This is a genomic window from Pauljensenia sp. 20925_1_34 (assembly GCF_041432775.1).
Taxonomy (GTDB): Bacteria; Actinomycetota; Actinomycetes; order Actinomycetales; family Actinomycetaceae; genus Pauljensenia.
The window spans coordinates 15,785-41,423 of the sequence record NZ_JAPWAG010000003.1; the positions used below are offsets into that span (position 1 = coordinate 15,785).

Sequence of the window (25,639 nt, forward strand, 5' to 3'; positions counted from 1 at the left end):
CCGCCCGCGTATCGCCGCCACCTCGTCAGGGCACAAGACGCCCATTAGCATCGAAGGTGTAAGCAGTGCCGTCCACAACGACGCGGCCCGTGGCCATCGCGCCTGAGGGATAGCAGTAGAACCAGGACTCGCCGTCCTTGACCCAGCCGGTGGCCATACGGCCATCGCCGGACAGGAAGTACCAGGTGCCTCCCAGGTTCACCCAGCCGGTGGCCATCGAGCCATTGCCGTTCAGGTAGAACCAGGCACCACCCAGGTTCACCCAGCCGGTGGCCATCGCACCGCTGCCGTGCAGGTAGTACCAGGTGTCGCCGTCCTTGAGCCATCCAGTCGCCATGGCCCCGGTGTCGGGATCCAGGTAGTACCAGGTGCCACCCACGGCGGTCCAGCCGGTCGCCATCGCACCCGAGGGGTCGTAGTAGCGCCACAGACCCTCTTCCTTATCCCAGCCGGTCTTCATCCAGCCGGATGCGTCGAAGGCGTAGGTCACGCCTCCCAGCTCGATGCGCTCGTTCGCCGGGTAGGTGCCGTCCGGGTAGCGCAGCCACCAGCGCCCGTCAGCCGCGTGCATCCACGTGCCGTCCTCGGCGACGGGGCCAGGTTCAACCCGCTCCCCCGCTGCCTGTGTGAAGACAGCGACCGTGCGTGCGGGGACCGTGACGACACCCGTCTGCGCCGAGAAGGATGCCTCCTTGACGACGGAGTCAGCGCCCGTGGCCTGAGCGTCATGCAGCTTAAAAACACGACCAGCCAGGCCGTCGACGCGCTGCGTCAGTTGCTTGTCCGTCGCGTTGAACACGACGAGCGCACCGTCAAGGGCCGGATCAACGTCCGTCCCAGCCCCGGCCTCGTCGTTGATAAGCATCATGATCGTCCCATCCACGGCCTCGGAGCCGGAGTTCGGGAAGGTCACCTTCTGGTTGATGAGCTCAGCACTGCCCAGCGTGAACAGGCGCGAAGACGAACGCACGCGCAGGAAGTCCATTGCAATCTCCGAGGAGGTGCCGATCTGCTCCGGGGTCGGCTTCAGATCGGGATTCTCCAGCAGGGGACGCATGTGGTCCCAGGCCGCGCCGTTCTTCGACTTGATGGGCAGGCCATGACCGAAGCCATTGTCCTTCATCGTCCAGTCAATCGAGTTGAAGTGATCACCGGAGTTGAAGGAATCACGATCCAAGGACTTCGAGCGCAGCGTCTCTGTGCCCGACGCCCAGAACGAGGGCGACTGAGCCAATGCCACGGATGCCTGGCTGATCAGCGACATGCGCACGCGGTGCTCCATCGGAGCGTCCGCGGGCATCTTGTAGGTCACCAGATCGAAGAGCGTCTCATTGTCGTGGGCGTCCACGTAGTTGACGTTCTCCGCAGGCTGGGACGCGAATCCCGCGCCCTGACCGTTGTAGTCCAGCTGCGACCCCTTCACGGTCTGACCATCGTAGGTGGTGAGCGTGTAGTCCTTCAGGTTGCCCGCAAGCCCCAGCTTCACGAGGTCCACGCGATGCAGGTAGTCCGCGCGACGCTCCGTCTCCGAGCGTGTGTCGAGGCCGTTGAAGTCCGAGAACGCGCCCGAACCGAAGCCCTGCATGACGCGGTGGTCGTCATCGAAGGGACCGCCGCCGTGGACGGCGTCGCGCAGACGGTCGTTGAACGCGCCGATGCCGGTGCCGTCCAGCTGGCCCTGCGTGGCCTGCGTGAACAGCGCGTTGTTCGCGACCTCACCGAAGTTCCAGCCCTCGCCGTAGATGTAGAGTCGCGATCCGTCCACGCCGTCCTTCTCGAGGGTGAGCTGCGAGAGAGCCTCCTTGGCACGCTTCATCTCTTCGGCCGGGTGGTGACCCATCAGGTCGAAGCGGAAGCCGTCGACGTGGTAGTACTTCGCCCAGTGAATCATCGAGTCGATCATGAGGCGTTCACTCATGACGTTCTCGGTAGCAACGTTCGAACAGCACGTAGAGGTCTCCACACCGCCCGAGGCGTTGAGGCGCTGGTAGTAGCCGGGAACGACGCGGTCGAGCACCGAGTGAGCATCTTGGCCTGCGGCCGGCGTGTGGTTGTAGACCTGGTCGAGGACGACCTGCATACCGATGCGGTGCAGTCCGCCGACCATGGAGCGGAATTCGCGCACGCGGGCGCCACCGTTTTGGTGGGAGGCGGTGGCGTAGGAGCCTTCGGGGGCCATCCAGTGCAGCGGGTCGTAGCCCCAGTTGTAGGCGTCCTCATCGGCGACGGCGGCCACGGCCGCCTGCTGTTCCTCGGAGGCCGGGCCTGCATCCTTGGGGATCTCAGGAACCTTCTGCTCGGAGCGCTTCTCAGGGATGGTCGCAATGTCGAAGGTGGGCAGCAGGTGCACCGTGTTCATGCCGGCCTCGGCCAGCTGGGAAAGGTGACGCATACCGTTGGACTCGTACTGCGTGAAGGCCATGTAGGTGCCGCGCATGTCTTCGGGCACAGACTTGTCGGCCGCCGAGAAGTCGCGCACGTGCAGCTCGTAGATGGAGCGCTGCGCGTCGTCCTCGATGACGGGTGCCTTGACGCTCGTCCACCCGTAGGGGGCGATCGCGGGGTTGTCCATGTTGACAGCCACGGAACGCGTGGAGTCGGCGGTCAGACCCACCGAGTAGGGGTCGGTCACCTGGTTGGTCTCGACGGCGCCCGTGGAGGGCACGTAGACGCGCACCTCCCACAGGTACTGGGCACCCTCCTTGATGGCACCGTCGGCGTTGTCAACGCTCCAGCGTCCATCATCGGTGCGCGTGGCGGGGGTGCGCACGGGGTCGCCCTTCACCTCGGGGTCAGCGCCGCGCGGAGTACGCGTGTTCCACGACAGCAGCGTGACGTCCTTAGCGGTGGGTGCCCACAGCGCGAAGGTCGGAGCGCCCGCGTCATTCCAACCCACCCCGTACGAGGCCTGGGTGGCCTTAGCGGAGTAGATGGAGTCGAGCGCGGGGGCGATCTGCACGCCCGTGAATGCGTTGACGGTCTCGCCGGACTTCTGGGCGACCGCGATCTGGCCGGTGAGGGCCTCGCGGGCCCCGGCCTCGTCGAAGGGGGCCTTCAGGGCGATGTAGCCGTTGAGGTTGGGGTGAGCCATCGTCACCTCGGCGGGCAGGTCGCCCGCGACGGTCAGCGGCGTGATGGTCGCTCCGGTGATAGCACCGTCCGTCAGGGCCGCACCACCCTCGGGGGCGGTGACCAGCTCGTAGGAGAGGGCCGCGGAGCCATCGAGGACCTGGGCGCGCGTGACCCCCTGGGGCAGCAGCGAGGTCGGCCACGCCAGGGTTGTGGCATTGACCCAGTAAGCGCGCTGCTCACCGACGCCGACAACGGGAGCGTCAGCGGAGGCGATGTCCAGCTTGTGGGTCGCGGAATCATAGGTGAATGACACGAGCTTGTTCGCCTTCGTCGCAAACTGGTAGTTGGCGCCACCGGCGGCACCATCTTGCCCGTAGTTCTCATCCCACGAGCCACCGACAGCAACCTTCAGCTCGTACGTGCCCTCAGGCAATGCCGTCGTCTCGTAGGTGTAGATGCCGTTGCCCGTGGGCTCCAAGAGCGGGGCCAGGCATTCAGGCTTCCAGTTGTCGGCGCAACCCAGGTCCTTTTGGAAGGAACCCGGCAGCGTCACCATCTGGTCGGAGACGTTATTCCATACGCGGTGAGTCGCGTGGTTGTAGTAGAAAGTGACCGCAGTCGCTTCCTTTAGAGAGTAGACGATGTTCGCTCCCCCGGCTGCTCCCCCTTGGCCGTAGGCGGCATCCCACGAGCCACCTTCGGCGACCTTGTACTCGTAGTCGCCCGCGGGCAGAGTGAAAGTCGCGGTGTAGACGCCCGTCGCGTCGCGTGTCAAAGCGGCCTTGGCACAGTCGGGAGCCCAGTCGGCGTCGCACCCCATCGCCTTGTTATGGTTACCGGGGATTGTCACCAGCACATCGTCACCGCCGCCCGCGCCTCCCGCGTCGATGGCCTGCGTGTCTGCATCCTGATTTGCCGCCTCCCCACCCGGCTCAGCCCAGGCTGCCGGGAACGTGCCCCCCATCAGCGCAAGCGCAGCGCCTACGCCCAGGGCTCGACGCAGCAGCGTCCTATTGTGTCGGTCTGTCACGAAAGACTCCCTCGTCCAAAACGATCCCCCCTACGGGGGCTGATTACAAGGTTAGACACTGTGAAACGGTGAGCAAAGTTTTCTGCAAGGCACAAGAAAAACCGCGGCACCGCGGCAAACAAAAACCTCGCCACCGCAATGGTGGCGAGGCTCGTGGTACCCCCAACCGGATTTGAACCGGTGTTAACGCCGTGAGAGGGCGTCGTCCTAGGCCGCTAGACGATGGGGGCCTTGATTCAGTTATGAATCCGTACCCCCAACCGGATTTGAACCGGTGTTAACGCCGTGAGAGGGCGTCGTCCTAGGCCGCTAGACGATGGGGGCCTTGACTGAAACTGACGTTTCAGATCGCTGGGGTACCAGGACTCGAACCTAGAATGGCTGAACCAGAATCAGCTGTGTTGCCAATTACACCATACCCCATTGGGCATCACCTGCTTCGTTCTCACGTCGCTGGCGACAGGAGATAACTTTAGCGGAATGTTCCCGACGTGCCAAATCGAAACGGAGTGGCACCGATCACTGCCCGACGGCGCCGAGGTTCGACGCACGTCTCGGGTTCCATCCTCCCACGTCGGCGCACCCTCTCCCCGCCCCTGAGGACACATCAGCACATGATGAAGCCCCGGCCTCGTCCCATGAACAGGCGACGAGGCCGGGGCCGGGCACAGCGATCAGGCCAGGGAGGCGCGCAGCGCGCGCAGGCGGGTCAGCGAGGACTCGCGCCCCAGGATCTCCATGGACTCGAACAGCGGCGGGGAGACCTGGCGGCCGGTTACGGCGACGCGCAGCGGGCCGAAGGCCAGGCGAGGCTTGACCTCCATCTCGTCGACGATGCGGGCGCGCAGCGCCTCCTCGAGGGAAGCGGTCGTGAACTCGGTCAGGCCCTCAACAGTTTCGATGGCGGCGTCCAAGACGTCCGCCGCATTGTCCTTGAGCTTGGAGACCGACTTCTCGTCCATCTCCAGCGCCTCGTCCGCGACGAAGAGGAAGCCGAGCATGCCCGTGGCCTCACCCAGCATCTGGATGCGGGTCTGAACGAGCGGGGCGGCCTCGGTGAGGATCTCGCGCTCGCGATCGGTCAGCGCTTCGAAGGAATCGGCCGAGACGACCCCGTCGCGGTGCAGGAAAGGCACCAGACGATTTCGGAAGTCCTCACCGTCCAGCAAGCGAATGTGCTCAGCGTTGATGGCGATGGCCTTCTTCTGGTCGAAGCGCGCCGGGTTCGGGTTCACGTCGGAGATATCGAAGGCGCGCGCCATCTCCTCCATGGAGAAAATGTCGCGGTCGGGGGCGATCGACCAGCCCAGGAGGGCCAGGTAGTTGTTCAGGCCCTCGGGGATCATGCCGGCAGCCTTGTGCAGCAGCAGGTTAGACTCGGGGTCGCGCTTGGACAGCTTTTTGTTGCCCTCGCCCATGACGTAGGGCAGGTGGCCGAAGCGCGGCATGAACTTGGCGACGCCGATGGCCTCGAGCGCGCGGTACAGGACGATCTGGCGGGGCGTCGAAGACAGCAGGTCCTCGCCGCGCAGCACGTGAGTGATCTCCATGAGCGCGTCGTCAATCGGGTTCACCAGCGTGTAGAGCGGGTGGCCGTTGGCGCGCACGATGACGTAGTCCGGCACCGATCCAGCCTTGAAGGTGATCTCGCCGCGGATCAGATCCGTGAACGTGATGTCCTCGTCGGGCATGCGCAGGCGCAGGACGGGCGCTCGCCCCTCGGCGCGGAAAGCGGCGATCTGCTCCTCCGTCAGATTGCGGTCGAAGCCGTCGTAACCGAGCTTGGGATCCTCGCCCTTGGCGCGGTGACGCTCCTCGATCTCCTCGGGAGTCGAATAGGACTCGTAGGCGTAGCCGGCCTCGAGCAGGCGGGCTGCCACGTCGCGGTAGATGTCCATGCGCTCGCTCTGGCGGTAGGGGCCGTGCGGGCCTCCCTTACCGACGCCCTCGTCCCAGTCGAGGCCCAGCCACTGCAGGGACTCGATGATCTGGTCGAAGGACTCCTGGGAGTCGCGGGCGGCATCCGTGTCTTCGATGCGGAAGACGAAGGTTCCTCCCGTGTGGCGAGCGTAGGCCCAGTTGAACAGGCACGTGCGGACCATGCCGACGTGAGGGGTTCCTGTGGGCGAGGGGCAGAAGCGGACGCGAACGTCGGCACCGGTGGCAGTTGTTTCACTCATGATTCCCCCATCCTACTCCAGAGGCGCTGTTGCATTTGCTTGATGCGTGGGCGCGCTGCGACGCAGGTCAGGGGCGGCGATACGCTTCTGTCATCATCGGGATCGGCCCGCTCCGCATCCACCGCATCTTCCAGGAGGACACCGTGTCCGTTCGTCTCTTTTCCGACTCCCACCTCTACCGCACCGGCTCCCTGAAATGGACCGGCATCACGACCGCGAGCGGTGAGCCGACGATCGGCGCGTGGGTGGCGGAAATGGACTTCGCCACGGCCCCCGAGGTGGCCGACGCGATGAAGGGCGCGATCGACGACGGCTTGCTCGGCTACCAGCCAACCTGGTTGGAGCCGCGCATCGCGGGCGCGACCGCCGAGTTCCAGAAGCGGCGCTTTGGCTGGGACGTGGAGGCCTCCCACGTACGCCTCGTGGCCTCGGTCCTGCCCGCCCTCGAAGCGACGATTCAGCACCTGGTGCGCCCGGGCGCGCCGATCATCGTGCCCACCCCCGCCTACATGCCCTTCCTGACCATTCCGGGTAAGTTCGATCACCCCGTCATCGAGGTGCCCTCACTGCGCGGCACGCGTGCGCTCGGGCGCGGCTGGGCACTCGACCTGGAGGGGATCCGCGCCGGGCTCGAGGCCGGCGCTGGCCTCGTCATCCTGTGCAACCCGTGGAACCCGGTCGGCCGCGTCCTGCGTGAGGACGAGCTGCGCGCCCTGCACGACGTGGTCTCCGACTACGACGCCCTCGTGTTCTCCGACGAAATCCACTCCTCCCTGGTGCTGGATGAGCAGGTCCCGTTCGTCTCCTACGCGAGCCTCGGCCCCTCCTTTGCCGCCCACACGGTGACGGCGACCGCCGCGTCGAAGGGGTGGAACATCGCAGGACTCCCCTCCGCGCAGGTGATCCTGCCCGACGAGGCGCTGCGCGAACGCTGGGACGTGTTCGCCGCCGACGTGCGCCACGACGCCAACGTCATCGGCACGGTCGGAGCGATCGCCGCCTATGAACGCGGGGACGCCTGGCAGCGCGAGGTCAAAGACCTGATCCGCTCGAACGTGGACCTGGTCGAGCGTGCCCTGGCACCCACACCGATCGACTTCGTGCGCCCCGAGGGCACTTACCTGACGTGGTGGGGCTTCGACGGAGTGGACCTGGGCCCCCTCTCCCCCGCCGCTTCGCTGCGCGAGCGCGCCCGCATCGCCGCCAACGAGGGGCGCACCCTGGGCGCGGATTACTCCTCATGGGCGCGCATCAACCTGGCGTGCGCCCCCGACGTTGCCTCGCGGATCGTGGAGGGGGTCCTCGGCCTGCTCTGATCTTTTCTCACACGAGACGAGGCCGTGGCCGGGAGCGGTGGAGATCCACCTCCCGGCCACGGCCTCGTTTGTGTCTGATTCTGTGCTCAGGTGCCCAGGGCCGCCTCGATGCCGGCAACCACGGTCTGGCGCGCCGCCGAGGCCGCCTCGACAACGGCGGTCGGGTCCGTGGGAGCATCGGCGAAGGACAGGTCGGAGACGACCGACATGCCGGCGACGCGCACGCCCAGGGCGTGCAGGGTGATCGCCTCCATGACGGTCGACATGCCCACGCAGTCCACGCCCAGGCCCGCAAGGATGCGGGTCTCGGCCATCGTCTGATACTCGGGGCCGCGCAGGATCGCGTAAGTACCCTCGCGCTGGCAGACCCCGCGCAGCGCCTGCGTCATCTGGGCGTCCCACACGGCCGACACGTCCAGGAACAGCGGCCCATCGAAGGGCGAGGCGCCACTGAGGTTCACATGGTCGGTGATCGCCATGACGTCGCCCAGGTTCCAGGGCTTTAGGCAGCCGTTCGCGTTCGTGAGGACCGCGCGGCTGATCCCCGCCGCTACGGCAGCTCGGGCCAGGGCCGTGACAGGGCGGGGACCCAGCCCCTCGTACAGGTGCGTGCGGCCCGTGGCCACGAGGACCACTCCCCGACGCGTCTCGTAGGCGCGCAGCTCGCCGCCGTGCCCATCCGCGACCGGCGCGACGACGCCGGGGATGTCCCCCAGCGGCACGGTGGCCGCGGGGGCTCCCCAGGCCTCGTCGAGAGCCTCAGCCAGGCCCGACCCGAGGACGACGAGCGCATCCGGGCGCCCCGCGAGAGAGGTGAGGACCCGGGCGCCGGCCACGGCCTCGTCGTCGAGGAGAGCCTGGGAGAAGCGCGGGTCGACGCTCACTGCGCGCCCTCTTCCGCGCCCTCGGCATAGGTGCGCGAGGGCAGCTTCTCCTGCGCGCGCACGCGGCCCGCGCTGGTCGCCCAGTAGCCGACGAAGCCGACGACCATCGCCAGGAGGATGCCGATGTTGGCGCCCGCCCAGTCACCATTGCGCCCGCCCAGGGGGCCGAGGAGGTAGCCCTGCCAGGACAGCCATGAGGCACTCGCGTTAACGACGAGGCCCCAGCCCACCAGCGAGCCGACGATCAGGGAGGCGACCGCACCCCAGTTCACCGAGCCGTAGCGGCCCGAGGGGGTAAAGAGGGAGGGCTCGTCGTAGTCCTTGCGCCGCAGCGCGATGTCCGCCAGCATGACGCCACCCCACGCGGCAATGACCGCGCCCAGCGTCGTCAGGAAGGCCGTGAAGGGAGTCAGGAAGGAATCCGCAAAGAACACGACGACGATCGTGCCGACCGTCATGATCGTGCCGTCAATCGCGGTGGCAACCGGGCGCGAGACGGGCACGCCCGTGGCCAGAAGCGACAGGCCCGACGAGTAGATATCCATGACGATGCCGCCGATGAGGCCCAGGATCGCGACCAGGGCGAAGGGGATGAGGAACCACGTGGGCAGCAGCGTGGTGAGCGCGCCGATCGGATCCGCGCCGATGGCCTCGGACAGCGACTCGTCGGCCGAGCCGACCAGGAGGATGCCGAAGAAGACGAGGATGACCGTGGGCAGCGCCGCGCCCACCGTCGTCCAGCCGACAACACCCCGCGTCGAGGCGGCGCGCGGCAGGTAGCGCGAGTAGTCGGCGGCCGCGTTAATCCAGCCGAAGCCGAAGCCCACGAGGAGCATGCAACCCGCGCCGAGCACCGCGGTCAAGGGCGCCGAGGGACGCGCGGAAAGCACCGCGAAGTCGATCGTCGGGGCGACCAGCACCAGGTAGACGATCGTCAGGGCCGCGGTCGCCCAGGTGATCCACGTCTGGACCTTCATGATCGCCTCGAAACCGAGGATACCCGAACCCGCCGCGAGGACGACGACGAGGATCAGCGCGATGATCTGGGCGACGACGTGGTTCGTGAAGCCGAGCGCCCCCATGACGGTGGCCGTGGCCTGGACGGCCATGATCGCCAGGAAGGTCTCCCAGCCCACCGTCAGGATCCACGAGATCGCCGCCGAAATGCGGTTGCCGTTAAAGCCGAAGGCCGCGCGCGACAGGACCAGCGTCGGCGCGGAACCGCGCTTACCGGCGATCGCGATGAGGCCGCAGACCAGGAAGGACAGGGCCACACCGACGACGGACACTATGACCGCCTGGGTCAGGGACAGGCCGAAGCCGAGGACCCACGAGCCCCAGGAGATCCCCAGGACCGAGATGTTCGCCGCGAACCACGGCATGAACAGGTCGGAGGGTTTCCCCTTGCGATCGGATTCAGGAATGACGTCCAGGCCGGCCATTTCGACGGCCAGCGCGCCCGAGTTTTGAGGCTCGCTCACGGTGTTCTCCTCTGCGAGGGATATATTGTCAGAACGACATTATCCTATCACAGAGGTCACACTGTTATGCGCGAAGCACGGGATTCGCCAGACGCCCGACCCCCTCGATCTCAATCTCCACGCGGTCACCCACGTCCACTCGCCCGCAACCCGCCGGAGCGCCCGTCACGATGACGTCGCCGGGCAGCAGGGTCATCTGGTGGGACACGTAGGAGACCAGCTCGAACGGATTCCAGATCATGTGTGCAGTCGAGCTGTCCTGCGCTTTCTCCCCATTCAGGTAGGAGCGGATCGCCAGGTTCGTGACGTCGAGGGTGGGGTCGACCGTGATCCACGGGCCCAGCGGGCAAGAGGTGTCAAACGACTTGCCGCGCGACCACGGGCCGCCCGTCATTGCGTCGCGGGCGGTGACGTCGTTGGCGACCGTGTAACCGAGGATCACCTGCGGCGCGTCCGAGGCGCTCACGTTCTTGGCCAGGGACTTGATGACGATGGCGAGCTCGCCCTCAAAGACCACGTCGTTCGACCACGCGGGGATCGCAATCGGGTCGTCGGGCCCGATGACCGAGGTGTTGGCCTTGAGGAAAATCGGGGGCTCGGGGCGCTCGTCGAGCGGAATCGGCGTATCGGAGTAGTTATTGCCGATGCCCACCACCTTCGAGCGCGGGATCACCGGGGAAAGCAGGCGGACCTCGTCCAGCTCGTAGATCTGGCCCGAGGGCTCTACGGGCGAGAACAGTGGGTCGCCCTTGAGGCCCACAATCCGCTTCGAGCCCTCCTCAAGGGCGCCGTACACCAGGTTCGTTCCATCCGAAAAACGTGCGATTCTCATGGCAGTAGCCTAACCCGCGAGCTCAGCAGGGGCGGGCGAAGCGCCAGGAGCAACGAGGCCGGGGCGGGCAGCGGGAAGCAAGGGGCCCGCCGCGCAGACGCGCGGCGGGCCCAGGGACGCGTCGGGCGCGCCAGGGCGCGATGTGCCCGGCGCGCCCGAGAGCGCTGGAGTGTCAGTGCTTCTTGGCCTTGGTCAACTTGGGGCGCTTCCACACGCTGCCCGGCACGTCGCGAGGCAGGAACGTGTTGGCGTGGCCCATGAACATGGGGTCATCGATGCCGGCCTTGCGCTGCACCTGGTAGTCCTTGAGCGCGCCAACAACCCAGCTCGACAGGACGACGAGCGCCACCAGGTTCGTGATCGTCATGACCGCCATCGCGATGTCGACGGCGTTCCACACGACATCCAGGCTCAGCAGCGCACCGACCGTCGCAGAGAGGACGCACACGACGCGCACGGTCCAGGTCGCCCAGGGGGCGTCGCCGAACACGAAGGACATGTTCGTGTCGGAGTAGACGTAGGCGGCGATCACCGAGGAGTAGGCCAGCACGAAGATGAGGATCGCCATGGGGACGATCGTCCACGCGCCCAGCTCGTTGGCGACAGCCAGGGTGGTCAGGTTCGAGGGATCCACACCCTCGGCACCCCAGACCTCGGGGCCCGCGAGCAGGATGACGAAGGCGGTGGCGGTACACACGACGATGGTGTCGATGAAGACGCCGAGGGACTGGATGAGGCCCTGGCGCACCGGGTGGGACACGGTGGCGGTCGCGGCGGCGTTGGGAGCGGTACCCTGGCCGGCCTCGTTGGAGAAGAGGCCGCGCTTGGTGCCGTTGATCATCGCGGCGATGATGCCGCCGCCCAGGCCACCGACGGTGGCGTCCGCGGAGAAAGCGGAGGTGAAGATCTGTCCCAGGACGGTGCCGAACTGGGAGATGTTCATCAGGCAGATGATGGCGACCATGATGACGTAGATAGTGGCCATGATCGGGGCCATCCACTCGGTGACGCGCGCGACGGTGCGGATGCCGCCGAAGATCACCATCGCGGAGAAGACGAAGATCAGGCCCGCGATGGTCAGCTGCGCAGCCGAGAAGCCGCCCGCACCCTGGAGGGGCTGCTTGGCGGCCTCACCGAAGGCGGTGGTCAGCGTACCGGCGATGGCGTTGGACTGGACGGAGGTGATGACGACGCCGCAGGTGATGACGGTGATGACGGCGAAGACGTTGGCCAGCGTGCGGTTTTTCATGCCGCGTTTCATGTAGTAGGCCGGGCCGCCGCGGAAGGAGCCGTCAGCGTGGCGCACCTTGAAAATCTGGGCGAGCGTCGCCTCGAAGAACGCGGTACCCATGCCCACCAGGGCCACGACCCACATCCAGAAGATCGCGCCAGGACCGCCCATGAGGAGCGCCGCGGCCACGCCGAACACGTTACCGATGCCCACGCGCGCGGCCAGCGAGATCGCGAAGGCCTGGAAGGAGGAAATGCCGCCGTCGGCTCCCTTACGCGAGCCCAGGACCGTGCGGATCATCTCCGGGAAGAAGCGCACCTGGACGAAGAGGGAGCGCAGCGTCAGGAACAGGCCGACTCCGATCAGCGCGAAGATCGTCACGTGCAACGTGATCCAGTCGGCGATGGCTTTTTCAAGCAAGGCGAATTCTTCCACAGGAACCTCCCGGGCTGTCTATCGACGAGGCCGTGGGACAGTCGCGGGGCCTCGCTCACTTCGCGGGCCGCACCCGCGCGTTGTATGGGACCCGTTCATCTTGCCACATGGCAGAGGTCAGGGCGTGCATCATCTCGCCACGCGCCAACCTGCGCGCGAGTGCACGAGGCCACCCCGGCCTCGTCGATGAGCTGCGGGAAGGGCCCGGCGGCGCGAGGACGCAGACGTGGGCGCACTCTGGGACAATGGAGGCATGAGCGCGACTTTGAACGAGATCCTGGATGACTTGGAGGACGCTGGGCAGCTGCGGGACGAGGATGCCCTGTACGAGGCCTTCGTGTCTTGGGCCGAGGGCACCGGGCGTCCGCTCTACCCCCACCAGGAGGAGGCCCTGGTCGAGATCCTGGCGGGCAACCACGTGATTGCGGCGACCCCCACGGGCTCGGGCAAGTCGATGATCGCGCTCGCCGCGCACTTCACGTCGATGGCGCACGGGGGCCGCTCCTACTACACGGCACCCCTCAAGGCCCTCGTGTCGGAAAAGTTCTTCGACCTGGTGTCCCTGTTCGGCGCGGACAACGTCGGCATGGTGACCGGCGACGTGTCCCTCAACGCCGACGCCCCCATTATCTGCTGCACCGCCGAGATCCTGGCGAATCAGTCGCTGCGCGAGGGGCCGACGCTGGACGCGGACATGATCGTCATGGACGAGTTCCACTTCTACGGGGATCGTCAGCGCGGCTGGGCGTGGCAGGTGCCGCTCCTGGAGCTGAGGTCCCCGCAGGTGGTTGCGATGAGCGCGACGCTGGGCGACACGACGCGTTTCGAGCGCGCGTGGAAGGAGCGCACCGGGCGCGATGTCTCCCTCATCGACGATGCGGAGCGTCCCGTGCCCCTCGAGTTCGAGTACGTCGTGGACCGCCTGCCCGACACGGTCGAGCGCCTGCTGGGCGAGGGCCGCTGGCCCGTCTACATCGTTCACTTCTCCCAGCGCGACGCGGTGGCGACCGCTCAGTCGTTTGACCGTTCCTCGCTGATGTCGGCCGAGCAGAAGAAGGCGATCGCCGCGCAGCTGGCGGGCGTATCGTTTACGAAGGGCTTCGGGCAGACCCTCAAGTCGCTGCTCTCCCAGGGCATCGGCGTGCACCACGCGGGCATGCTGCCGCGCTACCGCCGCCTCGTCGAGCGCCTCACCCAGGCGGGCCTGCTGCCGATCGTGTGCGGCACGGACACCTTGGGCGTGGGCATCAACGTGCCGATTCGCACGGTCCTGATGACGTCGCTCGTCAAATACGACGGTCGGCGCATGCGCCACGTGAGCGCGCGCGAGTTCCACCAGATCGCGGGGCGCGCGGGCCGCGCCGGCTTCGACACGGTCGGTTTCGTGCGCGTCCTGGCCCCCGAACACGAGGTTGACGCCGCCCGTGAGCGCGCACGCCTGAGCGCCGCGCAGGAGGCGGCCCACGACGCCCGCGAGGCCAAGCGCGCCGCGAAGAAGTCCGCGAAGAAGCGCAAGGGCCCGGGCGCGGGCGAGATCTCGTGGACGCGCTCGACGTTCGAGCGGCTCGTGGACGCGGCTCCCGAGCAGCTCACGAGCCGTTTCGAGATGACGCACGCGATGGTCCTCAACGTGCTGGCCGGTGCGCCCACGGCCGGGCGAGACCCGGGCGAGCACCTCGTGTGGCTGGCACGCAACAACGACGATCCGCCCCAGGATCGCAATCCGCACTTGCGCCGCCTGGGTGAGATCTACACGTCGATGAAGCAGGCGGGCGTCGTCGAGCACGTGTCCTCTACCGAGGCCTCGGCGTCGGGTGAGCCGCGCCTGCGTGCGGCCACCGACCTGCCGGACGACTTCGCGCTCAACCAGCCGCTCTCCCCCTTCGCGCTGGCCGCGCTCGAGTTGCTGGACCCCGAGTCCCCGACCTTCGCCCTGGACGTCGTGTCGGTCATCGAGTCGGTCTTGGAGGATCCGCGCCCGCTCCTGTTCGCGCAGGAGAAGGCGGCGCGCGCCGAGGCCGTCGCCGCGATGAAGGCGCAGGGCATGGAGTACGACGAGCGCATGGCCGCCCTAGAAGATGTCACGTGGCCGCGCCCGCTGGCCGATCTGCTGGGCGACGCATTCGCGGTGTATCTGCACGCGAACCCGTGGATCGAGGATCAGGAGATTTCCCCGAAGTCGGTCGTGCGCGAGATGATCGAGAACGCGCTGACGTTCACGGGGATTGTGGGCCGTTACGACGTGGGCCGCTCCGAGGGCATCGTGCTGCGCTACCTGACGGACGCGTATCGCGCGCTGCGCCAGATTGTGCCGGACGAGCTCATGACGGACGAGCTGCGTTCGATCATTGCGTGGCTGTCAGCGCTGATCCGCGCGGTCGACTCCTCGCTGCTGGACGAGTGGGAGGCCATGTCCACGGGCCAGGCCCTCCCCGCGTCCGAGGGCGACGGCACGGAGGGCGCGGAGCTCGCGTTTGGCGCGCGGGAGGACGGGACCGTTCCCTTTAGCGCGAACCGTCACGCGTTCCGCACGGCGATCCGCTCGGCCCTGTTCGAGCGCGTGGAGGCGATGAGCCGCGACAACGTCGAGGCCTTGGCGCGCCTCGACGAGGCCTCGCGCACCCCGCTGGTCGCCCCGTGGGGCGAGGACGAGTGGGACGCGGTGCTCGAGCGCTACTGGTCGGAGCACGAGTGGATCGGCATCGATCAGCGGGCGCGCGCCCTGTCGCTGTGCTCGTTGAACGAGGCCCCAACCCGCGAGGACGTGTTGGAGCTGGCCCCCGCTGCAGTGTCGTCGGATGTCGAGCGCGCCCAGGTCGCGCGCATCGAGGCGATCGCAGACGCGGTGGATGAGGCTGCGGTCGGCACGTTCTGGCTGGCCACGCAAACCCTGTTCGACCCGGAGGAGGACATGGACTGGCGTATCGTCGCCCTCGTGGACGTGCCGGCCTCGGACGAGGCTGGCAGGGTTGCCCTGGCGACGATCACCGTCGGGCCGCGGTAAGCCCCTCCAGCTTCGAGGCGCAGCTGGGACGTCACGGGCCACCACGGCCTCGTTGATGTGGCAATTCGGATGAGTCGGGTGGGAGCGACGCCGAAAGTCGTGGTCCCCGCCGTCCGAGTTATCCTCGCTGCGCGGGCCTCTCTCCGAGCTCCTGCTGGAGCCGCACAAGGTATCCGTCGGGGTCCTGGATGAGGAACTGCCGGACGCCGATCTCTACATCGCCCGCCCGGTACCACTCCTCTTCGGGTTCGACGAAGATCGGCCATCCTGCCTCTGTGATGCGCCGCAACGTGCCGTCCAGATTGTCGACCTGAACCTCAAAGTTGATACCCCGACCAAGGGGGAACTCAAGGGGACCTGTCGCCCACGTCCTACCCTGGTCGATCTGGTCGAGCATCAGGTGCGCGTTACCCAGCACAAGGTAGCCGAATCCTTCCTCAGGCCGCTCATAGCGAAGGGAAAAACCGACGAGGTCGCACCAAAAACGGCGCGATGCCTCGTAATCGGTGACGGTAAGTTCAGGGACAAGCCCGGGCTCGTTGCTCATGGCTTCACTCTAGCGGCCTCGGACGAGACCGTGTCCGGGAGATGCACAGACCGTCAGCGCCGGGACGCCTTGCGGATCAGCCAGTCCGCGCCCGCGAAGATCGCCATGAAGACCAGGGCGCCGATCAGGATCGCCACGATGTTGATGGCGACCTGCGCGTAGCCGATGCGCCACACGTTCACGAAGCCGTACGGGTACTGGTGCGTGAAGGTGCCTCGCACGAGCGTGTACGCCACCCACGCGACCGGGATCAGCAGGGCGCGTCCCAGCGTCGCCCACGTGATGCCGCCGCGCGGTCCCGCGAGCGCGGCCGCGGTCACGAAGGCGGCAGGGACGACGATGTGCTGGAGCGGGTTGGTGACCAGCGCGAAGCCAGAGATGACCTCGTAGGGGCCAATCAGCGTCGCGTAGACAATCGCGGTCACCGTGATCATCATGAGCGCGCACAGGTGCGTCGCCCTCCCCCACGCCCCGACGCGGCCTCGGCGCGCGAGGAGGGTCGAGATGATCGCGACCATGATGTTGGACAGCTCGGTGAAGTAGGACAGGCAATTGATGAGGCGCTCGGGCGCGCCCGCCCAGCCGTGGGGGGCACCCGCGAAGAGTCCCTCTTCATGGTAGGTGGGCGGCACATATCCGTCGAAGGCCGTAATGATGAGGGTGGCGGCGACGCCCACCCAGGCGAGGGCGGCGACCACCCAGTAGGCGGCGCACCCGCGGCGGCTTAGTTCAGTTATGTCAGTTGTCATCGCTCTCCCCAAACGCCTCCGCCGCAGAGCCATAGCGCGCAGCAGAGAGACGCCCAGCAGCAATCTCGCGAGCCTCGCGCATGGCCGCCTCAGTCTCTTCGTTGTACCGCAGATCAGCAGACACGATCACCGTCTCCTCGTTCATCCTCACTCACCCGTGTGCACTCATTGTATGTCGAGCAGCCAACGTGCTAACACGGACCACAGCATCGGATCGGCACGAGTCGTGGACGAGAAGTAGCACTTCCGCAAGGTTCCTCAACAACGTCGCACGTAATTCGTTATGCGGATCGGAGCGAAGAGCTCACAATCCGCGGAATTTCAACGACCAATCTTCAAAACCTGAAGGAAGGCTGAGGGAATTACGTGCGAAATTTTGGGGGCGCGGGAGTATCGGCATCTGCGATGAAGACAGAAACAGGACGAGGCCGGGTCAGACCTGGGCGAGATCCGTGACCTCAGCATCCGTCAACTCGACGAGGTCGAGGGGGCTCAGCTCGACGCTGAGGCCTCGGCGCCCGCCCGAGACGATCATGGTCTCGTGGTCCAGGCACGCCGAGTCGATGAACAGCCGGTGCGCAGTGGTCTGCCCGAGCGGGCTGATCCCGCCCACGACGTAGCCGGTGCGGCGCTGTGCGACGGCCGGATCAGCCATGGCGGCGCTCTTGGCACCGGCAGCCTTGGCGATCAGCTTCATGGACAGGTGTGCCAGTGCGGGCACGCAGCCAACGACGAACTCGCCGGTGGGTTCCAGGCGCACCATGAGGGTCTTGAAAGCCTGGGTGGGGTCGATGCCCAGCTTCTCGACGGTTTCCTCCCCAAACGCCCGGGCGGCCGGGTCGTGCTCGTACTCGTGAATAGTAAAAGCAACGCCCGCCGCCGTGAGCGCCTCAATGGCGCGGGTGGGGCCACCGCCGTGATCCTTGCTGTGTTTACGAGCCATGACCCCAGTGTAGGACGCGTCAGAGGATCGACGCCGCGGGGTCGTTGACGACGGCCTTACCGAAGGGGAAGCAGGTGATCGGGATCATCTTCAGGTTGGCGATGGCCAGCGGGATGCCGACGATCGTCACGGCCTGCGCGGCGGCGGTCATGATGTGACCGACGGCGAGCCACAGGCCCGCGACGAGGAACCAGACGATGTTCATGAGGGCCGATCCGGCGCCCGCACTGGGCTGGTCGACAACGCTCTTACCGAAGGGCCACAGTACGTAACCGGCGATGCGGAAGCAGGCCACGCCCGCGGGGATCGTGACGATGAAGAGGCAGGCGACGAGGCCCGCGAGGAGGTAGCCGAGGAAGAGCGGCAGGCCTCCGAAGAAGAACCAGATGATGTTGAGCAGGGTACGCATTGCGTGTCCTTTCCTTGATCTGTGAACATTCTAGTCTGCCACGACTCCTCGCTCAGATCCCCCTGAGTCGCCCCTGATTGGCCCCTGAAAGTTACTCCGCGCGTACCATGAGGGCATGAGTATTCCCGAGGCCATCGCCGCCGCCCGCGACCGCATCGACCGCGCGACGTCCGCGTGCGGTCGCACCGATTCGGTGCACCTGGAGCTGGCGGTCAAGACGCGCACGCCCGAGGAATGCCGCGAGGCCGCCGCCGCCCTGAGCGAGGCGAGCCTGCCGATCCTGCTCGGCCACAACCGCGTCCAGGAGGCGCGCGCGACGGTGGACGCGATCCGAGAGGTGCCCGGCGCGCGCATCCACCTGATCGGGCCTCTGCAGTCCAACAAGATCAACCACGCGCTGGCCTGTGTGGACGCGATCGAGTCGCTGGATTCCCCCGCCCTGGCCTCGAAAATCGACGCGCGCGCGACCGGCACGCTCCCGGTGTTCGTCGAGGTGAACGTCTCGGGCGAGGTCACGAAGCACGGCTGCGCCCCCTCCGACGTCGCCGCACTGATCGACGCGGTCGAGGCCTCGACCCACCTGCAGCTCGCGGGCTTCATGACGGTGGGCCTGAACTCCCCCATCGAAGCCGACGTGCGCGCCGCGTACGCGCAGCTGCGCGGGATCAGGGACGAGGCCGCAACGCACCTGGGGGTCGAGGAATCCGACCTGGCACTGTCGATGGGCATGAGCCGCGATCTTGAGTGGGCCATCGCCGAGGGGGCGACAATCGTGCGCCTGGGCACCGCGATCTTCGGCGCCCGCCGCGTCTGAGCGGACCGATCGTTCGCGCGAGCACAGCACCGACTAGGATTGTCTGCATGATGGCTGTTCTCGCTGGAATGTCCGCCGCGATCCTGGCGCTCGCCCCGATCACCAACCCGATCGGAGGCCTCGCCGCCTTCGCGGGCCTGACCGCCGCCGACGACCCGGCGGCGGTGCGCTCCCAGGCGTGGAAGACCGGCATCTACGTGTTTGCGATCCTGACGACCTTTGCAGTCTGCGGCTCGTTCATCATGCGTTTCTTCGGCTTCGACCTGCCCTCCCTGCAAATCGCCGGCGGCCTGGTCGTCGCGCACTCGGGTTTCTTGATGCTGGAAAACAAGCGCCGTGCCACCCACGAGGAGGCTCAGCACGCGACAGCCAAGGCGGATGTCTCCTTCTCCCCCATGGCACTCCCCCTCATCGCGGGGCCCGGCTCGATCGGCGTGGTTATCGCGCTGGCTGCCCGCAACACGGCCATCGGTTTTCACATCGGCATCGTCCTGGGCATCCTCATCACGGCCGCGGCCATCGCGCTGCTACTGCGCTACGGCACGCCCTGGATCGACAAGCTGGGTGCCACCGGAGTCGGCGCGATCGTGCGCATCATGGGCTTCCTGATCCTCGTCATCGGCGTCGAGCTCATCATCCACGGGGTGCGCGCGCTCCAGCTCTTCTAAGCGGAAGCCCGCCCCGGCCTCGTCTCCCGTCACCCGGGACAAGCCGCGCACGATTCCCGAGGACGCCGCACCAACCACGCTAGGACAGCAATGACACCGACAGGCGCCGATAGCGATCACGGAGCCACGGACGCAGGTCGAGGCTCCTTCCCCTGACGTTGATGCTCGTGAGGCTAGTCGGTACCTCGACCATGTCCAGAGCCTCGCCGTACTCGGCGATCATGGAACGAACAGCTTCTTCGATGACTCCGCGCTCGACGCGACACATATCGGCGATACTGCGGAAATCATCCAGACAGATATCCGCCGAGATCTCCTTGCCGCATAGCTTGAGCGCCATATCCTGGGGCCGATCAAAATAAACGGCCGTACACACCAGATCGTAGGCAGGCGAGAGAACGGCGTTGCGACGATCACGATACACCAGGCTCCAATTCTTCAGATGCGCATCATCGTTGCCACACAAAATGTTGAATACCGTCCGACGGACACACTCAACAAGCGACGGCAGGTCGTAATTCCGGTACGCGACCTTCATCACGTACTCGACCGAACTCTGATATTTCGACCGCTGAAATCCCGGCCGATTACCCGCCTGACAGAAATCCTCCATATGGACGCGGCTATGATCACTCCTGTCAAAGCGCGCAATGCTGAATGCGTATTCCTCGGTTGTTACCCAATCGGAGGGCGCAATCTCGACGTTCTCCCGATGCACAAGATCGAAGTCAGGAACCTCAATGCCACACGCCTTGGCGAGCGACATCACGTAGAACTCATTATGGACAAGCGCGTCGTACTCACTCGGCGGCGGCAGCTTGACGATATGGTCTCCATACTCGCCGCTGCCTGGCAACGTCAGGCGCTGATCACGGGACTTCATCGAAAACTTCAGGACATTGCCGGCAATGGATGCACGAATCAGCGAATCCGCTGAGGACGACGCGACATCACCGGATCGCAAGGCGTCATCCGCCGAACCCGGAACAGGATCCCCGATACGGGACACCGTGACAGCTCCCGGCAAATCATCGCCGAGCGCGCTGAGAATGCCCGGCTCATCCTCCTCGCTCAGTCCATGCTGAGCACACACAATCGTTCGAAGCAACCCTTCAGGCAGGAGATTAGAAAACCACAGCGGAAGAACCGACTGGCCTTTCACACTTGTTTCACGGCGCATCCCATTCTCGAACCAGAAGCCAAGAACAGGCCGATCCACGCGCCAGTAGTAGTCGCCGGAGAACCGAAACGAACTCTTGGACGAGTAGCACGAGATTGTCCCGATGTCGATGCCATGCAGGCGAACACGAAACTCAACGTTGGGCGAATAGAGCGACATCTGTGTTCCTTTCACGTCAATTCAACGGGGGCAAAGGCCACGTAATCCCACGCCATCATCAGTTCGAAGAATTCGTTCACACGCGCGGACAACAGTTCCTCACGCCGATCAACCAATTCCACCGGATCGGCAGAAGCCTCGCAGTCCTCTACCGTCTCGGGGAGCATGAGCATGTTCCGGTGGGCTGTCATGAAGGCCGGGGCCGCATCCTCGTCCCGCAGAGCCTCCTCATTGACCATCAACACTCTATTTGCGAGCGACGAATATCGACTGACATCTGTCCCCTCAAACCAACGACGCCCCACGTATTCCACGAGGAGATCAGCCACACTACCGTAGTCATCGACGAGCGAATCAAACACGGCAATCGACGCCTGACCCGCATAGTCGTCCGCCCGAACGTAGTAGGACCACATGGCACACACGCATGCCCTAGCATCCGAGCGATTCATGCGCGCATCGGGAATCGTGACGTGCTTCGAGGCCCCCCGCTCACCGACGCTCTCCAGTAGTCTCTGAACGGAACCGGATTCATCTCCGCGGCGCACGTCTTTCAGAAACGCTCTGGTTTGTCCGCTCGCACTGCTCAAAGTCATACCGATAGTCTTGTAAATCGTCCGCCACACCCAGCGCTTGAGCAGCTCTTTATTGCGGCGCTTCGGCTCGGGGAACAGCGCGAAGAAGCGCGACACCACCACCAGAATCGCCCCGTACGGCAGCAACGTTGCATGGGGAATACAACAATTCTCTTGGAGGAATCGCGTCGCTTTCATCAGAACGCGTTCCGTCTCGGCGTATGCGGTGTCGCGATCTTCGTCCGGAAAATCGCAGATCCTCCGTCGCTCGTCTCCAAACTCATCGCGCACATCGCGAACGTAGTCTGGATGCCGACGAGCTTTCAGTACATTCAAGACCTGGTCTTCCGAAATCAGCCCAAAGTTCGTTGAACGGGCAACGGCATCCGAAACCGAGCGCAAAGTACGTCCATCGGATGCGGAGCTGTTGAGCGCTTCAAACACCTCGAAAGACTTGAGCTTCTTACCGCTCTGATTAATGCGATCAAAGATAACGCGGAGCTTATCCTCGTCCGCTCCCTCCAGCACAGTCGCCGGAACGCTCACGGCGTTAAAGGTATTGAAGGCCTCCTGGTATCGACCGCGCAACGCCTGGAATTCGGTGTTCTCCTCGAACCACTGCCAGGCGCTCTCAAAGTCGAAGAGACGAAAGAGCGGCATGACGGCGCGAGAATGACGCCCCAGAGTTGAAACAACGCAGGCATTTTCCAGGTCGTACCCAACCGCAAAACGAGCATCTCGTTGGCTGCCGGCGTCCATCGCGTTGACGATACTCGTCACGCGTTGCTGCCCGTCGACGAGCCATAGTGCGTCCGGGCGCTGAGGGGCGTCGATATCGATGGAACCAACGGTGAGCCGCTGCGCCGGGGCCTCACGTTTCCACATGAGCAGGTTCCCGATTGGATACCCATGGTGAAGGGAATCAAAGAGGGCAACGACGTCTTGGTTCGTCCACCGGAAGGAACGTTGAAAGTCGGGGATTCGCACTCGCCCCGTCGCCACCAGGTCACGCAATTCGGAAAGCCTGAAGGTTTCGTGTTTCGGCTGCATCGCTTCGCTCGACATGTGTCTATGTTACTCCGACACCGATTCTCGGACGCTGTCACGCGCGCAGCCGCACGGGAACGCGAGAGCCCGCCCCGGCCTCGTCGAAACGACGCCGAAGCGGGCAACGGGCGCGCCCAGCTCACACCAAGCGAGCGCGCTCAGGGGATGCGGTGCACCCACTCCTCGCGCGCGAACTTCGTCTCGCAGCGCTTGCGCGCGACCTCAAGATCCGCCTCGGTGATGGTGCCGACAGTGGCGTTGTACTTCTCTTTGAAGTGGTCGAAGAACACCTGCAGAATCTCCTCGCGGGGAAGGCCGGTCTGGGAGCGCATGGGGTCCACGCGCTTGACGGCACTGCGGGTGCCCTTGTCGCGGATCTTCTCCATGCCGATGCGCAGAACCTCGTTCATCTTGATGGCGTCGATGTCGTAGGCCATGGTCACGTGGTGGACCATGTAGCCGTTCGCCCAGCGCTTCTGCGCTGCGCCGCCGATCTTGCCGAACTCGGAGGCGATGTCGTTGAGCGGCACGTACTTGGCCTTGATGCCCAGCTTTTCGAGGACCTCCATGACCCACTGATCGAGGTAGGGGTATGCCTGCTCGAAGCTCATTCCCTCCACGAGGGCGGTGGGGATGACGAGCGAGTAGGTGATGCAGTTGCCGGGTTCCATGAACATGGCGCCGCCGCCGGTGACGCGCCGGGACACGGTGATGCCGTAGCGATCCACGCCGTCCTGCTGGATTTCGTTCTGGTAGGACTGGAAGGAGCCGATGACGACCTGGGGGCCGTTCCACTCCCACAGGCGCATGAAGGGCTTGCGGCGCCCCGCGGCCACGTCTTCGACGAGGGTTTCGTCCATGGCGACGTTGATCATCGGGTCGACGACGGGGCCGTGGATGACGTCGAAGTCGATGTCGTCCCACGACAGGGCGGCGCCCAGCGCGCGGCGTACGGCGATGCCGACGGCTTCAGGGGTCACGCCCATGAGGGTGTCGCCCTCGTGGAGGGCCCCCTCCACGAGGGCGGCCAGATCCTTGGCGCTCGACGAGGCCGGGGCCCCTTCGAGGGACGCGGTGATCCGGGTGAGCGCGTCGTCGGGGTCGAGGAAGAAGTCGCCCGACACGCTCACGCGCGCAAGGCGGTCCTCCTCCACGTCGGTGTCGACGACGACGAGCTTTCCTCCGGGGACTTTGTACTCTCCATGCATGCCCACGATTGTAGGCGCTTCGCTCACGCCCAGTCGGGCAGGACGCGCACGCCACCCTTGTCGGCGGAGGCAGCGAGCATGCCGTAGACGCGCAGGGCGTCGGAGACCTGGCGGGCGCGAGGCTTGGAGGGCTTCCACGGGGCGGCGCCCTTGTCGGCGCGGCGGCGCTCGAGCTCCTCGTCGCTCACGTTCGCGCGCAGAACACGGTTGTTGACGTCGATTTCGATCTCGTCGCCGGTGCGCACGAGGCCGATGGCGCCGCCGGCCGCGGCCTCGGGCGAGATGTGACCGATAGAGATGCCCGACGTGCCGCCGGAGAAGCGGCCGTCGGTGATGAGGGCGCACTTCTTGCCCAGGCCCAGGCCCTTGAGGTAGGAGGTCGGGTAGAGCATTTCCTGCATGCCGGGGCCGCCCTTGGGGCCCTCGTACTGAATGACGACGACGTCGCCTTCGGTGACTTGCTTGCTGAGGATGGCCTCGACGGCTTCCTCCTGGGATTCGACAACGAAGGCCTTGCCGACGAAGTGGAAGAGGGACTCGTCGATGCCGGCGGACTTGATGATCGCGCCGTTGGCGGCGATGTTGCCGTAGAGGACCGCCAGGCCACCGTCCTTCGTGTAGGCGTGGTCGACGGAGCGGATGCAGCCGGCCTCAGAGTCGGTGTCGAGAGACTCGAAGAGGTTGGCGGTCGAGAATGCCTGGGTGGTGCGTACGCCGCCGGGGGCGGCGAGGAAGCGGTGCGTGGCCTCGTCGGTGGCGCTCCCGCTGCGCACGTCCCACGCGCCCAGCCAGTTCTCCAGGTTGTCAGAGTGGACGGAATGCACGTCGCGGTGGAGCAGGCCCGCGCGGTCCAGTTCGCCGAGCAGGGCGGGGATGCCGCCGGCGCGGTGGACGTGCTCGATGTGGTAGGTCGTGGAGTTGGGGGCCACCTTGCACAGGCAGGGCACGCGGCGCGAGATGGCGTCGATGTCGTCGAGCGTGAAGTCGACGCCGGCCTCGTTGGCGATGGCGAGGATGTGCAGGACGGTGTTGGTGGAGCCGCCCATGGCCACGTCCAGGCTCATGGCGTTCTCGAAGGCGGCCTTGGTGGCGATCGAGCGCGGCAGGACGGAGTCGTCCTCGTTGTCGTAGTAGGCGCGGCACATGTCGACGATGCGCGCGCCGGCCTCGGTGAAGAGCTTCTTGCGTTCGATCTGGGTGGCCAGGGTGGTGCCGTTGCCGGGCAGGGCCAGGCCGATCGCCTCGTTGAGGCAGTTCATGGAGTTCGCGGTGAACATGCCGGCGCAGGAGCCGCAGGTGGGGCACGCGTTGGCTTCGATGCTGGCCAGCTGGTTGTCGCTGACGGAGTCGTCAACGGCCATGACCATGGCGTCGATGAGGTCGAGGCGGTGCTCGACGACGCCATCGACGGCGGCGCCGGATTCCATGGGGCCGCCGGAGACGAAGATGGTGGGGATGTTCAGGCGCATGGCGGCCAGGAGCATGCCGGGGGTGATCTTGTCGCAGTTGGAGATGCACACGAGGGCGTCGGCGCGGTGCGCGTTCACCATGGTTTCGACGCAGTCCGCGATGAGGTCGCGGCTGGGCAGGGAGTAGAGCATGCCGTCATGGCCCATGGCGATGCCGTCGTCGACGGCGATGGTGTTGAATTCCTTGGCGACGCCGCCGGCCGCTTCGATGGCTCCGGCAACCAGGTCGCCCATGTTCTTCAGGTGCACGTGGCCAGGCACGAACTGGGTGAAGGAATTGGCGATGGCGATGATCGGCTTGCCGAAGTCGCCGTCCGTCATGCCGGTGGCGCGCCACAGGGCGCGAGCTCCGGCCATGTTGCGGCCTTGGGTGGATGTTGCCGAGCGCAGCGGGCGACTCATGATG

Annotated in this window: 19 protein-coding genes and 3 tRNA genes; 4 read left to right on the plus strand and 18 right to left on the minus strand. The window is 65.8% G+C overall.

Annotated features, from left to right (window positions below; translation table 11 throughout):
• Nucleotides 1-25: 25 nt before the first annotated feature.
• From pulA to gltX, 5 genes are all read right to left on the minus strand, one after another.
• Complete coding sequence (gene pulA / locus O3669_RS01905; RefSeq protein WP_371523422.1) at nucleotides 26-4,102, minus strand: pullulanase-type alpha-1,6-glucosidase; 4,077 nt, start codon at nucleotides 4,100-4,102, stop codon at nucleotides 26-28.
• 154 nt (nucleotides 4,103-4,256) lie between these two features.
• A tRNA-Glu gene (locus O3669_RS01910) sits at nucleotides 4,257-4,332 on the minus strand.
• Between the two features lie 21 nt (nucleotides 4,333-4,353).
• A tRNA-Glu gene (locus tag O3669_RS01915) sits at nucleotides 4,354-4,426 on the minus strand.
• A gap of 27 nt (nucleotides 4,427-4,453) precedes the next feature.
• Nucleotides 4,454-4,525: transfer RNA gene (locus O3669_RS01920), tRNA-Gln, on the minus strand.
• A 251-nt stretch (nucleotides 4,526-4,776) separates the two neighbouring features.
• The gene (gene gltX, locus O3669_RS01925) at nucleotides 4,777-6,282 is read right to left on the minus strand and encodes a glutamate--tRNA ligase (RefSeq protein WP_371523423.1); all 1,506 of its coding nucleotides are present in this window, start codon (nucleotides 6,280-6,282) and stop codon (nucleotides 4,777-4,779) included.
• Nucleotides 6,283-6,425: 143 nt separating this feature from the next.
• Here gltX and O3669_RS01930 point away from each other — a divergent pair, with 143 nt between their 5' ends.
• On the plus strand, nucleotides 6,426-7,598 hold the full coding sequence (locus O3669_RS01930; protein WP_371523527.1) for a MalY/PatB family protein: 1,173 nt from the start codon (nucleotides 6,426-6,428) through the stop codon (nucleotides 7,596-7,598).
• A gap of 86 nt (nucleotides 7,599-7,684) precedes the next feature.
• Here O3669_RS01930 and O3669_RS01935 read toward each other — a convergent pair whose 3' ends face one another.
• From O3669_RS01935 to O3669_RS01950, 4 genes are all read right to left on the minus strand, one after another.
• Nucleotides 7,685-8,482: a purine-nucleoside phosphorylase gene (locus O3669_RS01935; RefSeq protein WP_371523424.1), complete on the minus strand. Its 798-nt coding sequence runs from the start codon at nucleotides 8,480-8,482 to the stop codon at nucleotides 7,685-7,687.
• Nucleotides 8,479-9,924: a cytosine permease gene (locus tag O3669_RS01940; protein ID WP_371523528.1), complete on the minus strand. Its 1,446-nt coding sequence runs from the start codon at nucleotides 9,922-9,924 to the stop codon at nucleotides 8,479-8,481. Before O3669_RS01940 ends, O3669_RS01935 begins: the two co-directional genes overlap by 4 nt.
• A 103-nt stretch (nucleotides 9,925-10,027) precedes the next feature.
• Nucleotides 10,028-10,795 carry a fumarylacetoacetate hydrolase family protein gene (locus O3669_RS01945; protein WP_371523425.1) on the minus strand — a complete coding sequence of 256 codons (768 nt, stop codon included), beginning with the start codon at nucleotides 10,793-10,795 and terminating at the stop codon, nucleotides 10,028-10,030.
• Nucleotides 10,796-10,967: 172 nt separating this feature from the next.
• Entirely contained in the window at nucleotides 10,968-12,461 is a 1,494-nt protein-coding gene (locus O3669_RS01950) for a sodium:alanine symporter family protein (protein ID WP_295967250.1), read from the minus strand.
• A 253-nt stretch (nucleotides 12,462-12,714) separates the two neighbouring features.
• On the opposite strand from O3669_RS01950, the gene O3669_RS01955 reads away from it, so the two are divergent.
• A complete protein-coding gene (locus O3669_RS01955; protein ID WP_371523427.1) occupies nucleotides 12,715-15,465 on the plus strand; it encodes a DEAD/DEAH box helicase in 2,751 nt (916 codons plus the stop codon).
• 118 nt (nucleotides 15,466-15,583) lie between these two features.
• Here the strand turns inward: O3669_RS01955 and O3669_RS01960 are convergent, their stop codons facing one another.
• The 5 genes from O3669_RS01960 to O3669_RS01980 form a co-directional block, all read right to left on the minus strand.
• On the minus strand, nucleotides 15,584-16,012 hold the full coding sequence (locus tag O3669_RS01960; protein WP_371523429.1) for a bleomycin resistance protein: 429 nt from the start codon (nucleotides 16,010-16,012) through the stop codon (nucleotides 15,584-15,586).
• A gap of 53 nt (nucleotides 16,013-16,065) precedes the next feature.
• Nucleotides 16,066-16,761 (minus strand): Pr6Pr family membrane protein, encoded by a 696-nt coding sequence (locus O3669_RS01965; RefSeq protein WP_371523430.1) that lies wholly within the window; start codon nucleotides 16,759-16,761, stop codon nucleotides 16,066-16,068.
• The gene (locus O3669_RS01970) at nucleotides 16,751-16,885 is read right to left on the minus strand and encodes a hypothetical protein (protein ID WP_371523432.1); all 135 of its coding nucleotides are present in this window, start codon (nucleotides 16,883-16,885) and stop codon (nucleotides 16,751-16,753) included. Before O3669_RS01970 ends, O3669_RS01965 begins: the two co-directional genes overlap by 11 nt.
• A 309-nt stretch (nucleotides 16,886-17,194) precedes the next feature.
• Nucleotides 17,195-17,704: a Cys-tRNA(Pro) deacylase gene (gene ybaK / locus O3669_RS01975; RefSeq protein WP_371523433.1), complete on the minus strand. Its 510-nt coding sequence runs from the start codon at nucleotides 17,702-17,704 to the stop codon at nucleotides 17,195-17,197.
• Between the two features lie 19 nt (nucleotides 17,705-17,723).
• Complete coding sequence (locus O3669_RS01980) at nucleotides 17,724-18,113, minus strand: YccF domain-containing protein (protein ID WP_371523434.1); 390 nt, start codon at nucleotides 18,111-18,113, stop codon at nucleotides 17,724-17,726.
• 115 nt (nucleotides 18,114-18,228) lie between these two features.
• Here O3669_RS01980 and O3669_RS01985 point away from each other — a divergent pair, with 115 nt between their 5' ends.
• Together O3669_RS01985 and O3669_RS01990 are read left to right on the plus strand one after the other, a co-directional pair.
• The gene (locus O3669_RS01985; protein ID WP_371523435.1) at nucleotides 18,229-18,927 is read left to right on the plus strand and encodes a YggS family pyridoxal phosphate-dependent enzyme; all 699 of its coding nucleotides are present in this window, start codon (nucleotides 18,229-18,231) and stop codon (nucleotides 18,925-18,927) included.
• 47 nt (nucleotides 18,928-18,974) lie between these two features.
• On the plus strand, nucleotides 18,975-19,595 hold the full coding sequence (locus O3669_RS01990; protein ID WP_371523436.1) for a MarC family protein: 621 nt from the start codon (nucleotides 18,975-18,977) through the stop codon (nucleotides 19,593-19,595).
• A 79-nt stretch (nucleotides 19,596-19,674) separates the two neighbouring features.
• On the opposite strand, the gene O3669_RS01995 is transcribed toward O3669_RS01990, so the two are convergent.
• From O3669_RS01995 to ilvD, 4 genes are all read right to left on the minus strand, one after another.
• Complete coding sequence (locus O3669_RS01995) at nucleotides 19,675-20,934, minus strand: type II toxin-antitoxin system HipA family toxin (RefSeq protein ID WP_295968426.1); 1,260 nt, start codon at nucleotides 20,932-20,934, stop codon at nucleotides 19,675-19,677.
• Between the two features lie 11 nt (nucleotides 20,935-20,945).
• Nucleotides 20,946-22,574 (minus strand): DUF262 domain-containing protein, encoded by a 1,629-nt coding sequence (locus O3669_RS02000; protein WP_295968429.1) that lies wholly within the window; start codon nucleotides 22,572-22,574, stop codon nucleotides 20,946-20,948.
• Nucleotides 22,575-22,714: 140 nt separating this feature from the next.
• Nucleotides 22,715-23,764: a biotin/lipoate A/B protein ligase family protein gene (locus O3669_RS02005; protein WP_371523438.1), complete on the minus strand. Its 1,050-nt coding sequence runs from the start codon at nucleotides 23,762-23,764 to the stop codon at nucleotides 22,715-22,717.
• A gap of 23 nt (nucleotides 23,765-23,787) precedes the next feature.
• Nucleotides 23,788-25,635 (minus strand): dihydroxy-acid dehydratase, encoded by a 1,848-nt coding sequence (ilvD, locus tag O3669_RS02010; protein WP_371523439.1) that lies wholly within the window; start codon nucleotides 25,633-25,635, stop codon nucleotides 23,788-23,790.
• Nucleotides 25,636-25,639: the final 4 nt, after the last annotated feature.

What these genes read in the sequence shown, in the direction of transcription:
- gltX (WP_371523423.1), bottom strand. Translation starts at nt 6,282, where the DNA reads ATGAGTGAAACAACTGCCACCGGTGCCGACGTTCGCGTCCGCTTCTGC.
- O3669_RS01940 (WP_371523528.1), bottom strand. Translation starts at nt 9,924, where the DNA reads ATGGCCGGCCTGGACGTCATTCCTGAATCCGATCGCAAGGGGAAACCC.
- O3669_RS01945 (WP_371523425.1), bottom strand. Translation starts at nt 10,795, where the DNA reads ATGAGAATCGCACGTTTTTCGGATGGAACGAACCTGGTGTACGGCGCC.
- O3669_RS01955 (WP_371523427.1), top strand. Translation starts at nt 12,715, where the DNA reads ATGAGCGCGACTTTGAACGAGATCCTGGATGACTTGGAGGACGCTGGG.
- O3669_RS01960 (WP_371523429.1), bottom strand. Translation starts at nt 16,012, where the DNA reads ATGAGCAACGAGCCCGGGCTTGTCCCTGAACTTACCGTCACCGATTAC.
- O3669_RS01965 (WP_371523430.1), bottom strand. Translation starts at nt 16,761, where the DNA reads ATGACAACTGACATAACTGAACTAAGCCGCCGCGGGTGCGCCGCCTAC.
- ybaK (WP_371523433.1), bottom strand. Translation starts at nt 17,704, where the DNA reads ATGGCTCGTAAACACAGCAAGGATCACGGCGGTGGCCCCACCCGCGCC.
- O3669_RS01980 (WP_371523434.1), bottom strand. Translation starts at nt 18,113, where the DNA reads ATGCGTACCCTGCTCAACATCATCTGGTTCTTCTTCGGAGGCCTGCCG.
- O3669_RS01985 (WP_371523435.1), top strand. Translation starts at nt 18,229, where the DNA reads ATGAGTATTCCCGAGGCCATCGCCGCCGCCCGCGACCGCATCGACCGC.
- O3669_RS01990 (WP_371523436.1), top strand. Translation starts at nt 18,975, where the DNA reads ATGATGGCTGTTCTCGCTGGAATGTCCGCCGCGATCCTGGCGCTCGCC.
- O3669_RS01995 (WP_295968426.1), bottom strand. Translation starts at nt 20,934, where the DNA reads ATGTCGCTCTATTCGCCCAACGTTGAGTTTCGTGTTCGCCTGCATGGC.
- O3669_RS02000 (WP_295968429.1), bottom strand. Translation starts at nt 22,574, where the DNA reads ATGTCGAGCGAAGCGATGCAGCCGAAACACGAAACCTTCAGGCTTTCC.
- O3669_RS02005 (WP_371523438.1), bottom strand. Translation starts at nt 23,764, where the DNA reads ATGCATGGAGAGTACAAAGTCCCCGGAGGAAAGCTCGTCGTCGTCGAC.
- ilvD (WP_371523439.1), bottom strand. Translation starts at nt 25,635, where the DNA reads ATGAGTCGCCCGCTGCGCTCGGCAACATCCACCCAAGGCCGCAACATG.